15 protein-coding genes are annotated in these 17,515 nt (G+C 44.4%); 3 read left to right on the top strand and 12 right to left on the bottom strand.

What is annotated here, in order from left to right:
* Nucleotides 1-24: 24 nt before the first annotated feature.
* From G5B60_RS01360 to G5B60_RS01330, 7 genes are all read right to left on the bottom strand, one after another.
* Nucleotides 25-819: a phosphatidate cytidylyltransferase gene (locus tag G5B60_RS01360; protein ID WP_164682235.1), complete on the bottom strand. Its 795-nt coding sequence runs from the start codon at nt 817-819 to the stop codon at nt 25-27.
* 11 nt (nt 820-830) lie between these two features.
* Nucleotides 831-1,580 carry an isoprenyl transferase gene (locus G5B60_RS01355; protein WP_164684074.1) on the bottom strand — a complete coding sequence of 250 codons (750 nt, stop codon included), beginning with the start codon at nt 1,578-1,580 and terminating at the stop codon, nt 831-833.
* Nucleotides 1,581-1,751: 171 nt separating this feature from the next.
* Nucleotides 1,752-2,111, bottom strand: coding sequence for a preprotein translocase subunit YajC (gene yajC, locus G5B60_RS01350; RefSeq protein ID WP_164682234.1), 360 nt, complete (start codon nt 2,109-2,111; stop codon nt 1,752-1,754).
* A gap of 100 nt (nt 2,112-2,211) precedes the next feature.
* The gene (locus G5B60_RS01345; RefSeq protein ID WP_430523652.1) at nt 2,212-2,559 is read right to left on the bottom strand and encodes a thioredoxin domain-containing protein; all 348 of its coding nucleotides are present in this window, start codon (nt 2,557-2,559) and stop codon (nt 2,212-2,214) included.
* 110 nt (nt 2,560-2,669) lie between these two features.
* Entirely contained in the window at nt 2,670-3,665 is a 996-nt protein-coding gene (gene galE / locus G5B60_RS01340; RefSeq protein ID WP_164682232.1) for a UDP-glucose 4-epimerase GalE, read from the bottom strand.
* A gap of 50 nt (nt 3,666-3,715) precedes the next feature.
* Nucleotides 3,716-5,191, bottom strand: a complete 1,476-nt coding sequence (galT, locus tag G5B60_RS01335; RefSeq protein ID WP_164682231.1) for a UDP-glucose--hexose-1-phosphate uridylyltransferase — start codon at nt 5,189-5,191, stop codon at nt 3,716-3,718.
* Nucleotides 5,192-5,201: 10 nt separating this feature from the next.
* A complete protein-coding gene (locus tag G5B60_RS01330) occupies nt 5,202-6,374 on the bottom strand; it encodes a galactokinase (RefSeq protein ID WP_164682230.1) in 1,173 nt (390 codons plus the stop codon).
* Between the two features lie 174 nt (nt 6,375-6,548).
* On the opposite strand from G5B60_RS01330, the gene G5B60_RS01325 reads away from it, so the two are divergent.
* The 3 genes from G5B60_RS01325 to G5B60_RS01315 all read left to right on the top strand — a co-directional run bounded on the left by G5B60_RS01325 (nt 6,549) and on the right by G5B60_RS01315 (nt 10,404).
* Complete coding sequence (locus G5B60_RS01325; protein ID WP_164684073.1) at nt 6,549-7,544, top strand: LacI family DNA-binding transcriptional regulator; 996 nt, start codon at nt 6,549-6,551, stop codon at nt 7,542-7,544.
* A gap of 97 nt (nt 7,545-7,641) precedes the next feature.
* Nucleotides 7,642-8,658 carry a YeiH family protein gene (locus G5B60_RS01320; protein WP_164682229.1) on the top strand — a complete coding sequence of 339 codons (1,017 nt, stop codon included), beginning with the start codon at nt 7,642-7,644 and terminating at the stop codon, nt 8,656-8,658.
* A gap of 141 nt (nt 8,659-8,799) precedes the next feature.
* Nucleotides 8,800-10,404 (top strand): glycoside hydrolase family 13 protein, encoded by a 1,605-nt coding sequence (locus G5B60_RS01315; protein ID WP_164682228.1) that lies wholly within the window; start codon nt 8,800-8,802, stop codon nt 10,402-10,404.
* A 56-nt stretch (nt 10,405-10,460) separates the two neighbouring features.
* Here the strand turns inward: G5B60_RS01315 and G5B60_RS01310 are convergent, their stop codons facing one another.
* From G5B60_RS01310 to G5B60_RS01290, 5 genes are read right to left on the bottom strand one after another with little or no spacing between them, the layout of a single operon-like run.
* The gene (locus G5B60_RS01310; protein ID WP_164682227.1) at nt 10,461-11,495 is read right to left on the bottom strand and encodes an aldose epimerase family protein; all 1,035 of its coding nucleotides are present in this window, start codon (nt 11,493-11,495) and stop codon (nt 10,461-10,463) included.
* A gap of 12 nt (nt 11,496-11,507) precedes the next feature.
* Nucleotides 11,508-14,465, bottom strand: a complete 2,958-nt coding sequence (locus tag G5B60_RS01305) for a glycoside hydrolase family 2 TIM barrel-domain containing protein (protein ID WP_164682226.1) — start codon at nt 14,463-14,465, stop codon at nt 11,508-11,510.
* A 9-nt stretch (nt 14,466-14,474) separates the two neighbouring features.
* Complete coding sequence (locus G5B60_RS01300) at nt 14,475-15,296, bottom strand: carbohydrate ABC transporter permease (protein ID WP_164682225.1); 822 nt, start codon at nt 15,294-15,296, stop codon at nt 14,475-14,477.
* Entirely contained in the window at nt 15,293-16,159 is an 867-nt protein-coding gene (locus G5B60_RS01295; RefSeq protein ID WP_164682224.1) for a carbohydrate ABC transporter permease, read from the bottom strand. Before G5B60_RS01295 ends, G5B60_RS01300 begins: the two co-directional genes overlap by 4 nt.
* A 52-nt stretch (nt 16,160-16,211) precedes the next feature.
* Entirely contained in the window at nt 16,212-17,501 is a 1,290-nt protein-coding gene (locus G5B60_RS01290) for an ABC transporter substrate-binding protein (protein WP_164682223.1), read from the bottom strand.
* Nucleotides 17,502-17,515 lie beyond the last annotated feature (14 nt).

The following is a 17,515-nucleotide window of genomic DNA, read 5'->3' as shown; positions in this document are numbered from 1 at the left end:
TCTTTATAGACTTCCCTTCAAAGACTAGAATAAACCAAAGAAGTGCATAATCGGAAAGACAAAAATCATGCTATCAAAGCGGTCTAAGATACCGCCGTGCCCAGGAATGAGCTTGCCAGAGTCCTTGACACCGTAGCGGCGCTTAATACTGCTCTCCACCAAATCCCCAAACTGCCCAAAGATACTAAAGAGAACCACTAAAAACAGCATGACGATAAAATTGTGTGGAGCGTAGACCGACTTGTCCACCAGCATAAAGACAAAAGCCACCACCACAGCAGACAAGATACCACCTAGACTGCCTTCAATCGTTTTATTAGGCGACACGGCAGGCAAAAGCTTGTGCTGACCAAACTGGCGTCCGATAAAGTAAGCACCGCTATCTGTTGCCCAGACGATAAAGAGGGCTAAGAGCACCTTGTCAAAGCCTGCGATACGGGCATTGATGAGGTTTTGAAAACCAATCCCCACATAGAGACTCGCTGCAATCGGAAAAGCTGCCTCCTCAAAAGAGTAGCGACTGCTATTAAGGACCGTGCCTGCCAATATCAAGAGGACAAGGATACTGTAAGCTGAAAAGCTAGCGTCCACTGGCAAAAAGCCAAGGTAGTTGTCCAGCGGCACCGTCAGCACAAAGGCTGCTAACATGGCTAGAACCCCTTCAAATGAAAAGATTTCTAAACGGCGCATTTTGAGCATTTCAGACACTCCAATCATGGCAAGAATACCGATTAAGAGCTGAAACGGCAAACCACCAAAATAGAGAAAAGGTAGAAAAATAGCCAGTGCTATCGCACCCCAGATAATGCGTTCTTTCATAAAATAACTCCTTAAACACCACCAAATCGGCGTTGGCGTTGGTTGTATTCTTTGATTGCCTCATAAAGCCCGTCTCGTTTGAAATCAGGCCACAAGGTCTTTGTAAAGTAAAATTCACTGTAAGCAGACTGCCAAGGCAAGAAATTGCTAAGACGCAACTCACCGCTTGTTCTGATGATGAGATCAGGATCTCGGTACAGGTAAGGTAGCTCGCTAGTCATGAGATGACTGGCAATCGTGTCTTCATTGATAGCAGCTGGATCGAGCTCGCCCTTTTGTACTGCTTGAGCGATTTGTTTAGTCGCCTCAACTAGCTCACTTCGTCCACCGTAGTTGAGGGCAAAGTTAAGCACCAAACCAGAGTTGTGCTTGGTCTTTGCAATAGCTCGGTTCATGGCATCAAGTGTTGCCTCAGGCAAACGCTCCAGCTCGCCAATCACTTGGACACGCACATTATTTTCATGGAGCTTTGGCACGTATTTATCAAAAAACTCGACAGGGAGATTCATGATAAAAAACACCTCATCTCTAGGTCGTGACCAATTTTCCGTTGAAAAGGCGTAGACCGTGAGTACTTTGACACCAAGGTCAGACGCTGCGATAGTGACATCCTGCAGCGCATCCATACCAGCTTTGTGCCCAAAGACACGTGGTTGTAAGCGTTTTTTAGCCCAACGACCGTTACCATCCATGATGATACCGATATGGTTGGGAATTTTTTCCAGCGTCGTCGCTGTTTGTTTTTTCTTAAACGTAAACATCATAATCCTTAACCGGTCTTTTTAGCTTTATTCTAAAAAGACAAAATTTCTTATTCCTTTATTTTACCATATTTAGGCACAATATTAAACGTTTTTAGCGTGTTTAGCTGTTTACTTACAAAAAAGAGACTAGAATATCTAGTCTCTTTTTATGTCATCGCTCTAAAAAGCTTAGTCTTTCGTGTCTACAGCTTCGTCTGTCTTGTCATCATCACTTGACACAGCAGAGTCCGTTGTCTCGATAGCAGGTGTGCTTGTTGCTTCTTCACTTGCTGTTTCATTTTTTGAAACGACACGCTTAATCGCTGCAATCTCAAAAGTAAGGTAAACACCTTCGATGTCAAGAACCATCTTTTGAGCGTCACGATCAACTTCGTCAATTTTACCATAAAGCCCACCGATAGTGACAACCTCATCACCTGGTTGGATAGCGTTTAATTGTTCTTGACGTTGTTGTGCTTGCTTTTTCTGGCTACGTTGCATGAACCAAATCATAGCCACCATCAGCACAATCATAATTATTGCTGGCATAATGTCTCCTCTAATCTGTCATTTACTAAAAAACGAACCTTCGTTTTCTAAGAGCCATTATACTATATCAAAAATCTTGGCTTCTAGCAAGTTCTAACAGCTATTCGCCGATAAAATCTTTGATCGCTTCTGGGCTAAGTGATGAGTCGCACACCACACGCACCTGACCAGCTTTAGCCACTAAAAGAGCTGGTACTGTTGGGATAGTGTTAGCGTCACGAAAGGCAGCAATAGCATTGGCGTCCTCGACGTTATCACTCTCTAGGTAGCTGACTTTAGCCCCTGTTTCACTGATAACTTGGGCAAGTTTTGGAGCAAAAAGTTGGCAGTATGGACAGGTTGGACGCCCGATAAAGGCAATCACATCCTCACCTTTTGTAAGCGCTCCTTCTAAATCAGCAATGCGCACTTCTGTCATCTGTTTAATAGCTTCATCAAATGTCATAATTGTTCTCCTTTGGTTTTTAGTGCTTTCATGATACCTTTTTTAGCCTTAAAAGGCAACTAATCGCTACGCAAAAAGAAGCTAGGGAGTTCCTAGCTTCTGTCATTAGTAAATCAGTCCTCATAGCCATTTGGGTGGCTAGAGTGCCATGCCCAAGCGGTTTCGATGATTTTGTCAATGTCGTCAAAAACAGGTTTCCATCCGAGAACTTCTCTTGCTTTTTGCGAAGAAGCAACGAGGGTATCTGGGTCTCCAGGGCGGCGCTCTGCGATTTCCATAGGAATGGCTGCTCCTGTCACACGGCGAGCTGCCTCAACGATTTGGAGATTTGAAAAACCAGTCGATGAGCCAAGGTTGAAAGCCGTTGAGGGCTTACCAGCTCTTAGATAGTCGACAGCAAGAAGATGAGCGTCAGCAAGGTCAAATGGGTGCACGTAGTCACGGACATTTGTCCCATCTGGTGTCTGATAGTCATCGCCAAAAATCATGAGCTTGTCACGCTTGCCTTGCGCTACCTGTAAAACGATAGGAAGTAAGTGTGTCTCTGGTCCATGATCCTCACCGATAGAGCCGTCTGGCTTAGCTCCTGCTACGTTAAAGTAGCGCAACGCTACAAACTTGATACCGTAGGCTTGGTCTGTCCATTTCATGATGGTTTCCATCATGAGCTTGCTCTCACCGTAAGGGTTGATTGGTTTTTGCGGAGTTGTCTCAAGGATTGGACTCTCCTCTGGGATACCATAAGTCGCTGCAGTTGATGAAAAGACAATCTTTTTCACGTCAAACTCACGCATAACCTCAAGCAGGCTAATCATACCTGCTGTGTTATTGTCAAAGTACTTGAGTGGCTCTGCGACAGACTCAGCCACAAGGGAAAAAGCAGCAAAGTGGATAATGGCATCAATCTCTGGATTTTCGCTAAAGACCTTGCGCATAAAGTCCTTATCAGCGATGTCTCCCTCGTAAAAACGCGCCTTTTGATGAACAGCCTGTCTGTGACCAGTCACAAGGTTGTCAACGACAACCACCTCTTCATCTCCCTTTTCAATCAAACGATCCACCATGTGTGAGCCGATATAGCCCGCACCACCTAAGACTAAAATTGCCATAAGCATCCCTTGCGCTACCTGTAGCGCTTATCCTTTCTATCTTTCAACCCTTATTCTAAGCCTAAGCTGTCAATAAAACGCAGCAAAGCTTTTTGCCCTTTAGTATCACGCTTATAGACACCTGCATCCTCAAGCACACGAGCAAAGACCAAACCAACAGCTTCATGGACAAGATCTGCTACCTTATCTCTTGTCACATCAGGGTGAGCCTCTTTGATGGCTTTTGCCCACTCTCTGTGGTAGTCTGCCATCTGGTGTGGCTCATCTAAGAGATACTTTTCCACCTCTTCTAGCTCTTCTTTGAGACGTGGCGGCAATATGGCTAAGCCCATGACCTCAATCAGTCCGATATTTTCCTTTTTGATGTGCTGAACATCTGGATGTGGGTGGTAGATACCGTCTGGGTATTGCTCTGACGTTTGGTTATCACGTAGCACCAAGTCCAGTTCAAAAACATCTCCTTTTTTTCTAGCAATGGGTGTCACTGTGTGATGAGATTCACCGTGTGACCTAGCTAAAACGCCAACGCTCTCATCTGAGTAAGATTGCCACGCTAAAAAAATCTTGGTTGCTAAAGTGATGATTTCCTCTTTTTGTCGACTTTTGAGACGAATAACGGTCATAGGCCATTTTACTACACCCGCCTTTACCTTGTCAAATCCCTTCACAACAAAAGAATGCTCTATCTCTGCCTTTTCCATGGGAAAGGTGTGACGTCCGCCCTGATAATGCTCGTGTGTCAAAATCGAGCCACCGACAATAGGCAAATCTGCATTGCTTCCTGCAAAATAATCAGGAAAACGCTCGACAATTGCCAGCAAGCGCTCAAAGGTCACTTGGCTGATCTGCATTGGTGTGTGCTTGCCGCAGAGAAAAATCGCATGCTCATTAAAGTAAGCATAAGGAGAATACTGAAAGCCCCAAGTCTCTCCCTCTAGGTCAAAACGAATAATGCGATGATTGGCTCTAGCTGGGTGATTGATTCTTCCTTGATAGCCCTCGTTTTCCATGCAGAGCTGACACTTAGGGTAGTCTGATTGGGGGAGTTCTCTAGCTTTAGCGATTGCCTTAGGATCTTTTTCAGGTTTTGAGAGATTGATGGTAATCTCTAAGTCCCCATAGGCTGTTTTTGTGCTGTAGGCGATATTTTTAGCGATTGCTTTTGTTTTGATATAGTCATTACGCTTGCTGAGTTGATAGAAGTCAGCGATTGCTTGCTTTGGGGAGCTTTCATAGGTCTTCCAAAAGTCATGATTGAGTTGGCTCGGACAGGGGGTGATAAAGTCCATGAGACTAGCCCCTAGACAGTCCTGCTCAGCGAAACTGTCACCTACCTTACCATTGTGATAAGCAATAGCTACTAGCTGTTCCTTAAGGGCAATCAACTCACTACTTTTCGCTTCTGCTGCCACGCCCTCTTCACCTACCAAAGACATGATACGATTATTTAGATAGATACGATCTAGCTCATCAAAACGACTATTTGCAATGACTTGGTCTACAAAAGCTTGTAAAACAGTTTTCATCTAATCACCTCTATTTATGAGATAAAACCTTAGAGCCACTTGCGATTTCAGCGACATAGAAGTCTGGAGTGTAGCCGACAACCTCAACGTAGCGCTTGCCAACTGCTGTTTTAAAGTCTTCTACCTTATCTTTTTCAACGATGGCAATACCACATCCTCCAAATCCTGCACCGGTCATACGAGCACCGAGGACACCTTCTTGCTGCCAAGCCGTATGCACCAAGGTATCAAGCTCAAGTCCTGTCACCTCATAATCATGCTCTAAAGACACATGTGAAGCATTCATCAAGCGACCGAACCGCTCGAGATTGCCAGCTTCTAAAGCCTTGCGTGCTTCAAGCGTGCGCTGATTTTCAGAGACAGCGTGACGAGCACGTTTGATACGGTTTTCCTCCTTAATCAAATAGCTGTACTCATCAAAAGTTTCAAGGTCCAAGTCACCTAGAGTCTTAATCGCAAGTTTGGTTTGCAACTCACCTAGAGCTGTTTCGCATTCACTTCGACGCTCATTGTACTTGGAGTCAGCCAACTCACGGCGTTTATTGGTATTCATGATGACAATGACATTGTCACCCAAATCAAGGGGAACAAGGTCATAGTCTAGGGTGTTGGTATCTAGATAGATGGCTTTATTATCAGCTCCCATGCCGATAGCAAATTGATCCATGATGCCAGAATTGACACCGATAAAGTCATTTTCTGTTTGCTTGCCAATCTTGACCAAATCAAGACGAGTCACCTCAAGGTCAAACAACTCTTCAGCTATGATACCAATCAAAAGCTCCAAAGAAGCAGAGGACGACAAGCCTGAGCCGTTAGGGATATTGCCATAAATAAAGACATCCATACCACTGTCAATCCTATGCCCAGCTTCCTGCAAAAACTTCAAGACGCCTTTGGCGTAATTGGTCCAGCCATCTGCCTTATCAAAGGTCAAATGGTCTAGTGACACCTCAATGATACCAGCCTCCTCAAAGTTGGCTGAGTAAAAGCGTAGCGTTCTATCAGAGCGCTTTTTAGCAGCGCCATAAGTCCCTAGGGTAATAGCTGCTGGAAAAACATGCCCGCCGTTATAGTCTGTGTGTTCACCAATGAGATTGATACGCCCTGGCGAGAAAAAGAGAGCGTCAGCTTCTTCACCAAAAGTCGCATAAAAAGCGTGTTTTAACTCTTCTGTTTTCATTCTGGTCACCTCTACTTTCTAAAATGAAAGCCCTTTATTTGTTTCTTCACTTGTATTGTATACCTTCAGTTAGTAAAAGTCAATTTTATTTTAGTAAAATTTTAGTAAACTTTTTTTGCTTTCTCTATTATGAGCATGCTATAATAGTAGAGACTAAGTAGAAAAGAGAATATGATGGTAACCTTAAAAGATATTGCAAAGCGTGTTGGTGTCTCACCTGCCACCGTCTCACGTGTTCTTAACCAAGACAAGACCCTATCTGTCAGTCAACAAACCAGGCAAAATATCCTGCAAGCAACAAAGGAGCTTGGCTACAACAAGCACCGTAAAATACAAAACGACTCCCCAGCTACACTTAAAATCGCTCTTGTACAGTGGTACAGCAAGCAAGAAGAACTCAATGACCTTTACTACTATGCCATTCGTCTGGGTCTTGAAAAGCGAGCACAGGAGATGCAACATCAGCTGCTGCGCTACTTTCACAATGATTTTTCAGAGATTCCTGATGATATTGACGGTATTATCGCTATTGGCAAGTTCAGTCGTGAGCAGATTAGAGAGCTTGAAAGCTTTACCAAGCAGCTTGTCTTTATTGATAGCGATACCTTGTCTCTTGGCTATTCCTGTGTGACCTCTGACTTTGATAATGGTGTGCGTCAAGCCATTGATTGTCTGCTGACACACTCTAAGACCATTGGCATGATAGCTGGAAAAGAGATGACAACCGACCAAGAAGAGCTTGTTCCTGACCCTAGACTGGCTACCTTTGAGCGCTATACTAAGGAAAAAGGCTGCTACAATCCTGAGGCGATTTTCACTGGCGAATTTTCCAGCCAAGCAGGCTACACGCTGATGACACAAGCTATCACAACACTAGGCGACAAACTGCCAAAGGCGTTTTTTATCGCTAACGATACACTGGCTGTCGGAAGCCTCAGAGCGCTGCAAGAGCACAAGCTATCCGTCCCAAATGATGTTGAGCTCATCTCCTTTAACGATACGAGTCTCACACAGCAGGTCTTTCCAACGCTCTCAAGCGTGCGAGTTCACACGGAAAAAATGGGCGCTTGTGCCCTTGATATTCTATGCAGGCAAATCCACGAAAACGATGACATCTCTAGCATGACAAGACTTTCCACGAGACTAATCAAACGTGGCAGCACACTTTGAAAAAAGATATCGCTTTTTTGTTTACTTTCCTTGCAAAAGGGATTATAATAGTAGTGTTTTGTTTATCATAAATTTCTCATTTATTTAGGAGGTATTCATGGTTCGTCGTTATGCGCCAGGAATCGGCGTTTGCCTTTTAATCTCAGTCGTTGCTTGGATTTTGGGAAATTATTTCCCAGTTATCGGTGCCCCTGTTTTTGGTTTATTGATGGGGATTGCCATTGGTATGGGTTACACTAACCGAGACAAAACGGCTGAAGGAATTGCCTTTACGTCTAAATACCTACTGCAAACAGCAGTTGTCTTTTTAGGGTTTGGGCTAAACATGACACAGGTTTTGCGTGTAGGAGCGCAATCTCTACCTATTATTATCGTAACCATCAGCGTTGCTTTGATTGTGGCTTATCTCTTAGCCAAAGCCTTTAAATTGCCATCTGACAGTGCGACTCTGATTGGAGTGGGGTCTTCTATCTGTGGGGGGTCTGCCATTGCTGCAACGGCTCCTGTTATCGAAGCGAGTGATGATGATGTGGCGACTTCGATTTCGGTTATTTTCTTTTTCAACCTTATCGCAGCGCTGGTCTTTCCTAGTCTTGGTGAATGGCTAGGACTTAGCAATCATGGCTTTGCCATTTTCTCAGGAACAGCTGTCAATGACACCTCATCTGTAACGGCAACTTCTGCTGCTTGGGACGTTATCCACAACAGTAACACGCTAGCAGAAGCGACTATCGTCAAATTGACACGAACACTGGCTATTATCCCTATCACCCTTGCCCTATCGACTTATCGCTACTACAAAATCAACAAAGGGCAAGGCGGAAGCCAAACCTTTAAACTCTCTAAAGTCTTTCCAACCTTTATCATCTACTTCATCGTGGCTTCATTGATTACGACCTTGTTTAGTAGCATGAACTGGGATATGAGCATTTTCCACTACTTGCAATTGCTTTCTAAATTCTTCATCGTGATGGCAATGACAGCTATCGGGCTAAACACCCACATCGTCAAGCTCATCAAAACTGGTGGCTCTGCTATCGGACTTGGTGCTTGCTGCTGGGTTGCTGTCAGTGTAGCTAGTCTTATCATGCAGCACTTGATGGGGATTTGGTAAGAGACAATCATCCGAGCGATTCGGATGATTTTTTTATAACTCACTCCGCTAAAAACTTTCAGAAAAGCTTTATAAATCACTTGACTTCTATCGTGAAAGCGCTATACTAGTTTGCAAAGATTAAAAGGAGGATGCTATTTCATGAAGCATTGGTGGCAAAAAGCGACGATTTACCAGATTTACCCTAAGAGTTTTAAGGACAGTAATGGCGATGGTATCGGTGATTTACGAGGGATTATCCAAAAGCTGGATTACCTAGAGGAGCTGGGGATTTCTGCCATTTGGCTATCACCCGTTTACCAGAGCCCTATGGATGACAATGGCTATGACATTTCCGATTATGAGAAGATTGCTGAGTGCTTTGGGGATATGAGTGATATGGATGAGCTGCTACTAGAGGCAAAGCGCCGCAACATTCGTATCATTATGGACTTGGTGGTCAACCACACCTCTGATGAGCATGCTTGGTTTGTCACAGCCAAGGAAAATCCAAACAGCCCTGAGCGTGATTTTTACATCTGGCGTGACCAGCCCAATGACCTCGAATCCCTCTTTGGTGGCTCTGCTTGGCAATATGACGACAAGTCACAGCAGTATTATCTCCACCTCTTTAGCAAGAAACAGCCTGACCTCAACTGGGAAAATCCTGCCCTGCGCCAAAAGGTCTACGACATGATGAACTTTTGGATTGACAAGGGTATCGGTGGCTTTCGCATGGACGTTATTGACATGATCGGAAAAGTCCCAGATAAGGGGATTACGACAAACGGACCTAAACTCCATGACTATTTGAAGGAAATGCACCGAGCAACCTTAAAAGACAAGGATTTATTGACCGTTGGGGAGACCTGGGGAGCGACACCTGCCATTGCCAAAGCCTACTCAAACCCAGACAATCACGAGCTTTCCATGGTCTTTCAGTTTGAGCACATCGGACTGCAGCACCTTGACAACCACCCTAAGTGGGACTTTACCAGCCTAGATGTGCCGAGGCTCAAAGCTATCTTTAGCAAGTGGCAGATTGAGCTCGACCCCACTGAGGGCTGGAACTCTCTTTTTTGGAACAATCACGACCTGCCTCGTGTCCTCTCCATTTGGGGCAATGAGACGACCTATCGTGAAAAATCCGGCAAAGCCTTTGCCATTCTATTGCACCTCTTGCGTGGGACACCTTACATCTATCAAGGCGAAGAAATCGGCATGCTCAACTACCCTTTCAAGGCTGACTTTTCTGAGATAGAGGACATCGAATCTCGCAACTTTATCGCTGAAGCCAGACAAGCTGGTAAATCTGAAGAAACTATCATCGAGAGCATTCGTAAGGTCAGCCGTGACAATGCTAGAACGCCTATGCAGTGGGATGATAGCCCTCAAGCAGGCTTTTCAACCGCTAAACCGTGGCTACCTGTCAATCCTAACTACCAAACCATCAACGTCGCTAAAGCCCTAGCCGACAAAAACAGTCTCTTTTACACCTACCAAGCCCTTATCAAGCTCCGCAAGGAGGAGGATTGGCTGGTGGACGCAGACTATGAGCTTCTGGAGACCAACGACAAAATCTTTGCTTACCTCAGAAAAGCGACTGATAAAACCTACCTGGTCCTTGTCAACCTCTCTGACGAGATACAAAGCTTCACTAGCAACTACACGATAAAAGACACCATCATCGCAAATACCAAGACCCCTCAGACACTTGAAAACCTCACACTAGAACCTTGGGACGCCTTTTGTCTTGAGGTGGACTAAGAAAAAACCACTCTTATGACACCGTATATTATCTAGATGTCTAAGAGTGGTTTTTCTTATGTGGTCCGTTCATGCGCAAACATAATGGTGTATGTTTTGGTTTCATCAGGACGGATGATAATATCACCAAAGTCTGCATGATTAGGCGTATCTGGTGGGTATTGTGCTTCAAGAGCTACAGCTTCATAGGCTCTGGCAGGTTTTCCCTTATCACGCATAGGATAGACACCTTCCTCTACACTTCCCATCGTGTAAACCACAAGAGCGGTGCGGTCAGAGTAGAGCTTGATTGTGTGACCACTCTCTTTGTCAGCTAGAGTCGCTGTAGGTGTCGTAAGTGTCGGCTGAACGATAAAGGTATCGTCTAAACCGCCTGTTTGCTGGATAACTTGTCCAAGGTTTTGTCCTTGTCGTAAATCATAGCCTGTACGTTCTACAGCACACAAATCACCTGTTGGCACAAGGTCTTCTCTAGTTTTTAGATAATGGTGACTGGCTATACTAAGCTCATGCGTCAGCAAGTCTTGCCTAGAACCAAGATTAAAGTACACATGATTCGTTGGATTGAAAAGCGTGGGTGCTGTCACATCTTTTGCGGTATAAGTGATGGTCAAGCGGTTATTGTCATCAAGCGAAAAGCATGCCTCCACCGTCATGTCCCCTGGAAAGCCATCAACAACTTCACATGCCCGATAAGTCATAATGACCTCAACCTTATTCTCACTTTCTCTGGTCTCATAATCCCAGATGTGCTTGTGAAATCCCTCAAAACCACCGTGCAAGCAGTTTCCCTGTTCGTTTTGCGGAAGCTGTCTTTTTTGACCATCTAAAACGACTTGTCCTTTATCAATCCGACCTGCTACACGACCAATGGACTGCCCAGCGCAAAGTGTATTTCTGAGATAGTCGCTTGGCTTGTCAAAGCCGATGATGAGATTTTCCTTACTGCCAGTTTCACTCGGCACGTAAAAGGCTTGCCAAGTCGCTCCTAAGGTCAGAAAATCGGCTTCAATGCCATTGTTATTGGTCAATTTTATCTGTGTAATAGCTTTTTCTTCTATCGTTTCAACAACCTGTGTCTCTATTGTCATATCGTCTCCTTACTAAAACCAAAAGGTCACCTCTAAGTCATAATGTTCTTGCCCTAGCTGATAGCGCTCTGGTAATTCTGGTCCACAGCTATGAGAGCCAATGCCAGCCTGTGCAACGTCCAGATAGAGATAAGTCGCTTGACTGTCTCTCAAAAGGTCAATGTGGCTACATCTGGTCAATTCCTCTAGACTATAGGGACTAGCATTAAAAGATATCGCCCGCTGTGACACAACACTTAAAGCCAAATCCTGACTCCTCAATCGTGCAGCATAAACCTGACAACGATTACCAGACTCCTGAGGATAGATGTAGGCTTCTCTCATCTCAGAGACTCTTGTCTCAAAACGCCCAAAGTAACTCGCCTGACGCTTATCGCTGTAATTTTCCTTAGGACCATTGCCCATGTAAGAAAGCTGTGCCATCTCTTTTGGAAGTACCAGCTGCAAGCCCAGTCTTGGTAGACTAGGAAAGACCTTATCTTTGATAAAATGTGCACTCAAGCTTATAGCGCCATCAGAGCGAAAAGTCCACGTGAGTTGTGCTCTCAATACAGACTGCACTCCAGCAGCCGCTAGACTGATAGAGGTTTCAAGAACTATGCTATCTAACGTTTTCAAAAGACTGGTCTCGTAGGCACGTGAGCGTACTCGGTCGTAACCTGCAGCCTTCCAAAGTGGCAGGAGCTTAGTATCATTGTCGGTTGGCGCACGCCAAATGATAAGCTGCATAGGCTCGGTCAAATAGGCTGTATCCCCAAGCTTAACCTGTGAGAGAAAGCCAGTTCTCTTATCAAAAGTGACACTCATCTCACCACGCTTTAGCTCAATCCTTGCAGCGTACTCTGTAGCCTGCCAAGATTGAGGTTTGTTTTCTTTTTGGAAAGAAGATAAGTCAGGTGTCACCTCTCTTAGGCAGATACTTTTCACACCAGCCTCCTCACCAAGCCAAATAAAGTGCACACGCAGGTCAACACGCCCATGGTACTCTTGCCAATTGGTAAACGGAGAGAGCAATTTCAGCTCACTACGTGCTGGCATATCCACAATAGCTTCGTTGTGCTCCTTGACGACCTCGCCATTCACCACCAGCTGATAAAGCAAGCGAAGGTCACTTTTTGTTGCCGTGAAAAAGTAGGTATTTTTCAAAAGCAAGGTGCCGTCTGCTAGTTTATCTATTTTAAAAGGACAGTGCATTTGCTTAAACAGCGCAAGGCTGGTATGAGGAAGTCTATCTGGTGACACCAAGCCGTCTACGCAAAAATGCCCATCGTGTACCTCTTCACCAGAATCGCCACCGTAGCGAAGGACCTGTTTTCCCTCTTTTTCAAGGACAAAGGCATGGTCGCACCACTCCCAGACAAAACCACCTAGAAAGTTAGGATAAGCTTGCATGAGCACATCATAGTCAAAAAGGTCGCCACAGCTATTGCCCATCGCATGGGAATACTCACATAAGAGGAAAGGCTTGTCACGCTTTTGCAAATAATGCAACTCAATATCCTCTAAACTCGCATACATGCGAGAATGAACATCAAGTAAACTGCCATCAGCTGTGCTGTCCGCATGAAAATACCCTTCATAATGCCGCAAGCGACTAGCATCTAGCGCCTTCACCAAACGCAGACCTTCCTCGAAATTAGTGCCAAAACCTGACTCATTACCAAGGGACCAAGAAAAGATAGAGGACATGTTGACAAGCGGAACAATGCTACTCTCTAGTCTATCAAGGATAGGTGCTAAAAAACGGCTGTCATTAGCAAGCTGATTGTAATTGTCATAACCACCAAGTCCATAGAGGCTGACGATACCGTGCATCTCAATATCTGCTTCACTCATGACATAAAAACCGAGTTCATCACAGAGCTGGTAAAACTCTGGTGATTTAGGATAGTGAGACGTTCTGATAGCATTGATGTGATGTTTTTTCATCATGAGCAAGTCTTCTTTTTGCTCCTCCAAGGTCACACAAGGTCCAGATAGAGGGTTGCTATCATGATGATTAACGCCGTAGAGTTTGATGGGTGCTTGATTGAGGTAAAAAACACCATCTGTGATGGTCAGCTCACGAAAGCCTATGCGCTCGCACACCCATTCATCTCCAAAATGTAAAAGTAGAGTATAGAGCTTTGGGCACTCAGCCGACCAGAGCGAGATAGAGGTAAGCTCGATTTGCGTGAGGTCATCTCCTTTTGCGACCAGCTCACCAGACGGAGCGTAGCAGAGATAAGGCACAGCTGACTCCCAATTGTCAAGTTCTAAGGAAAGGAGCGCTGTCTTTGCCTTGCTGTCGGTCGTTTGATGGAGTCGATATTGATAAAAGCTGTCTTTGTCACGCTTTAACAGATAAACATCTCGGAAAATCCCGCTGACACGAAACTTATCCTGTGCTTCTAAGTAAGTGCCATCACACCACTTCAAAACCAAAACATTTAGGATATTGTCTCCATCATAGAGGTGAGGTGTGATGTCAAACTCTGATAGGCTATGAGAAATCTGACTGTAGCCGACAAATTGGCTATTAACCCAAAGGTAAAAACAGCTATCCACCCCCTCAAAAGTCAAATGATAGTCAAAACGAGCTCTATCCTCACTAGAAACCTTAAAGTTTCGTTGATAAAGTGCGCAAGGATTATCGCAAGGAACGTAAGGAACATCAAAAGGAATGGCAAATCGTTCATTGAGATAAGCAAGCTGGTCATAACCGTTGTACTGCCAAACTGACGGCACCCAAATAGTCTCTGACAAGCTAGCACTCAGCTGAGCGATATCCTCATCCATAATCTCTGCTAAAGAGGGAAAATAGGCAAACTGCCAGCTACCATTGAGACTAACAAAGCGATTGGACTCTTGCCGCAAGCACGCTCGCCTAGCGCTTTCTTGGTCAGAATATGGGATATAATAATTACGTCTAGGAAGCGTATGAACATGAAACTGTGTCATATCCTCGTGAAAAACTCTGTCTAATAACATAGCCACCTCCTATTTTGATGCACCAAGCATACCCGCAACAAAGTGTTTTTGTAAAAGAAAGAAGATGAGTAAGGTTGGCAAAGTTGCAAGAAGCACCGCTGTCATAATCAGCCCAAAATCAGGCGAATAGCTCGAGCTGAGATTAGAAATCAACAAAGGAACCGTCTGCTTTTCTGGAGTTTGTACGACAATCAAAGGCCAGAGATAGTTATTCCAGCTATTCATGAAGGTGATAATCCCTGCTGCAGCGTAGGTTGTTTTCATGGTCGGCATATAAATCCTAAAAAAACAGCCAATGTCCGATAAACCATCTATTTTCCCAGCTTCTAGAAGTTCACGTGGGAACATCTTGGTGTTTTGTCTAAAGTAGAAAACGAGAAAAGCTGTTGAGAGATAAGGCAGATAGATAGACGCATAAGAGTCAATACCAATGACATCACTCACCTGTGACAACTGCCCAAACAGACGAAACAAAGGAATCATAATCGCCGCAAAGGGAATCATCATAGACAGCAAGAGCGTGTTAAAAATCATGTCCGTCCATTTATTCCGATAAATCTCAAAACCATAGCCAGCAGCAGAACCGATAAGAAGCGCTAAGCTGGTTTGAATAAGAGTGATAATACTAGAGTTGGCAATAGCCTTTAGCATGTCTGTCCTCTCAAACAAATGGCTGAGATTTTCTAGAAAATGACTGCCAAAAAGCAAACGCCCATTGGTCACGTCTATGCTGGTGTTGGTCATACTGACAAGCAGGAAATAAAAGGGAAAGGCAAACACAATTGACATCATGACGAGAAATAGATAGGAGAGAAGATGAGAGCGTTTCATTTTTTACCTCCAATTTTTGACTGAATGCCTGAAAAGAGAACAACCAACACAACGATGACATAAGAAATCGCTGCCGCATAACCAAAGTCTGGTGTGTACTTAAAGCTGATATTGTAGATGTATTGGGAGATGGTTATGGTCGCATTTCCAGGACCTCCGCCTGTGATATTCATCGGTTCTGCAAAGAGTTGAAGCGTACCAATCGTAGACGTCACAGAGGTAAAGAGAATCACAGGTTTTAAGAGAGGAACTGTAATGTGGAAAAATTTCTGACGGGCACTTGCTCCATCGACATCTGCTGCTTCATAGATTTCAGGGTCGATATTTTGCAGAGCGGACAAGAAGAAAATCATGTTGTAGCCTGTCCAGCGCCAAGTAATGGCAATAATAATCAACACTTTTGCCCAAAACGGATCTGATAACCACAAAATAGGCTCACCAATCACATGAAGACCCATCAGCATCTTGTTAATAATCCCTTCGTTACTAAAGAGGTATTTAAAAACGATAGAATAAGCAACAAGCGAGGTCACGCTTGGGAGAAAGACGAGGGTTCTAAAGATACCCTTGAATTTCAGCGTTTTTTGGTTGAGAACAACAGAGAAAAAGATAGCAAGTAGCACCATGACAGGCACTTGAACAATCAGAAACAAAAGCGTATTGCCAAGAGAGGCTAAAAAGACAGGATCACTCAGCAGGCGCTTATAGTTATCAAAACCCACAAACTGCAACTGATTACCAGGTCCTGAGGTTAGCGACATGATAAAGGTCTGCACCATCGGGTAAAAATAGAAAATGCTAATCAAAAAGGTAGGAATTGTGATAAACCCCAGAGCTACTAATCGTTTTTTCAGACGTACCATATCGGTCTCCTCATCTCATAAAGGATGAAAGCATCCGCCTCCACCCTTATCTTTATTTATTCACTTGTGTTTCTGCTTGCTTTTGCGCAGAAGCTAATACAGTATCCAAGTCCTTGCCTGAAATGTAATCTTGCAAACTAGAAACAACGATATCTTCTAGTGCATAGGTGTCTTTGCCATAGTTGACAGCTGGGATTTTTTCAGACCAAGTCGCAAAGTCTTGATAGATTTTTTGGTTGCCAAAGTATTCGACTTCGCTATCGTAAGCACCTGATTTGGCAACGGGTTTGTAGGTGCCAAGCGCTCCTGCCTCTTTGAGAATTTTCTTGTAAAAGTCAACATTTGACCCAAAGGTTTTGGCTAGAAAATCAGCTGCCGCTTCCTTGCCATCAATATTGAGCACGTAAAGGGAAGCGCCGCCAAGGTTTGAAGTGTTGACAGACTTGTCTAGGTCTTGGCGTGGCCAAGGAACAACTGCCCACTTGCCTGACTGGCTCGTCTCAGCTGTGATGGATGGTGTTATCCAGTTGCCTGAAGGTACTGTCGCAACAACACCTGTATTAAAGGCTTTTAGCATCTCGCTCCAGTTATTGTGGATATTCACAAGCCCCGCATCACGTAAAGACTTGATTTGCTTGAAGGCTGCTTTTAGCGCTTCATTGTCTTTTAGATATGGGGTCTTGCCGTCAGACTTGGTGTACCAAGTACCGCTGGACTGCAACATCCCTCGAATGAGCGTTCCTGAGTTTAAATCAGAAGATAACAATTTGGTACCTGTCTTATCTAAAATATCCTTACCAACCGTCTGCAATTGAGACCAAGTGATATTGGTGACATCATCGAGGCTGTGACCCGCTTGCTCCAGCAAATCCTTACGAACATAAAGTCCGGTTGCCCCAGAATCAAACGGGATGGCATAATTAACCTTGCCAACGGTGGTGGCTTTAATCTTGTAGCTATCAAAATCACTGGCTTTAAAGAAATCCGTCAATGGAAAGAAACTATCAGGATAGGCTTCTAAAAAGCTCTTGGCACGATAATCCTCAATGAGAACGATATTTGGAAGCCCTTTAGTCACACCTGAACTCAGTGCGGTATTGAGCTTTTGGACAATATCATCTTGAGCGTTTTCTGTGATTTTGAGTTTTATTTTATTGGGATTCTCCTTTTCATAGACATCACGTGCCACTTCTAGGGCTTTGATGTTAAAGTTTGGGTCCCAAGCCCAAGCTGTCAGCTCTGTTTTTCCCGAAGAACTTTTTGACTGACTTGAGCAAGCACCAAGAACAACTCCTAAAGCTAGCAAACTAGCTAGTAAACAAACAATCTTAATCCTACGCATAAACTCCTCCTTCG

Origin of the sequence: Streptococcus hyointestinalis (genome assembly GCF_011039275.1) — a bacterium.
GTDB lineage: Bacteria > Bacillota > Bacilli > Lactobacillales > Streptococcaceae > Streptococcus > Streptococcus hyointestinalis_A.
Note: the sequence above shows the minus strand (reverse complement) of the source record. Positions and strands in the feature narration are given on the sequence as shown.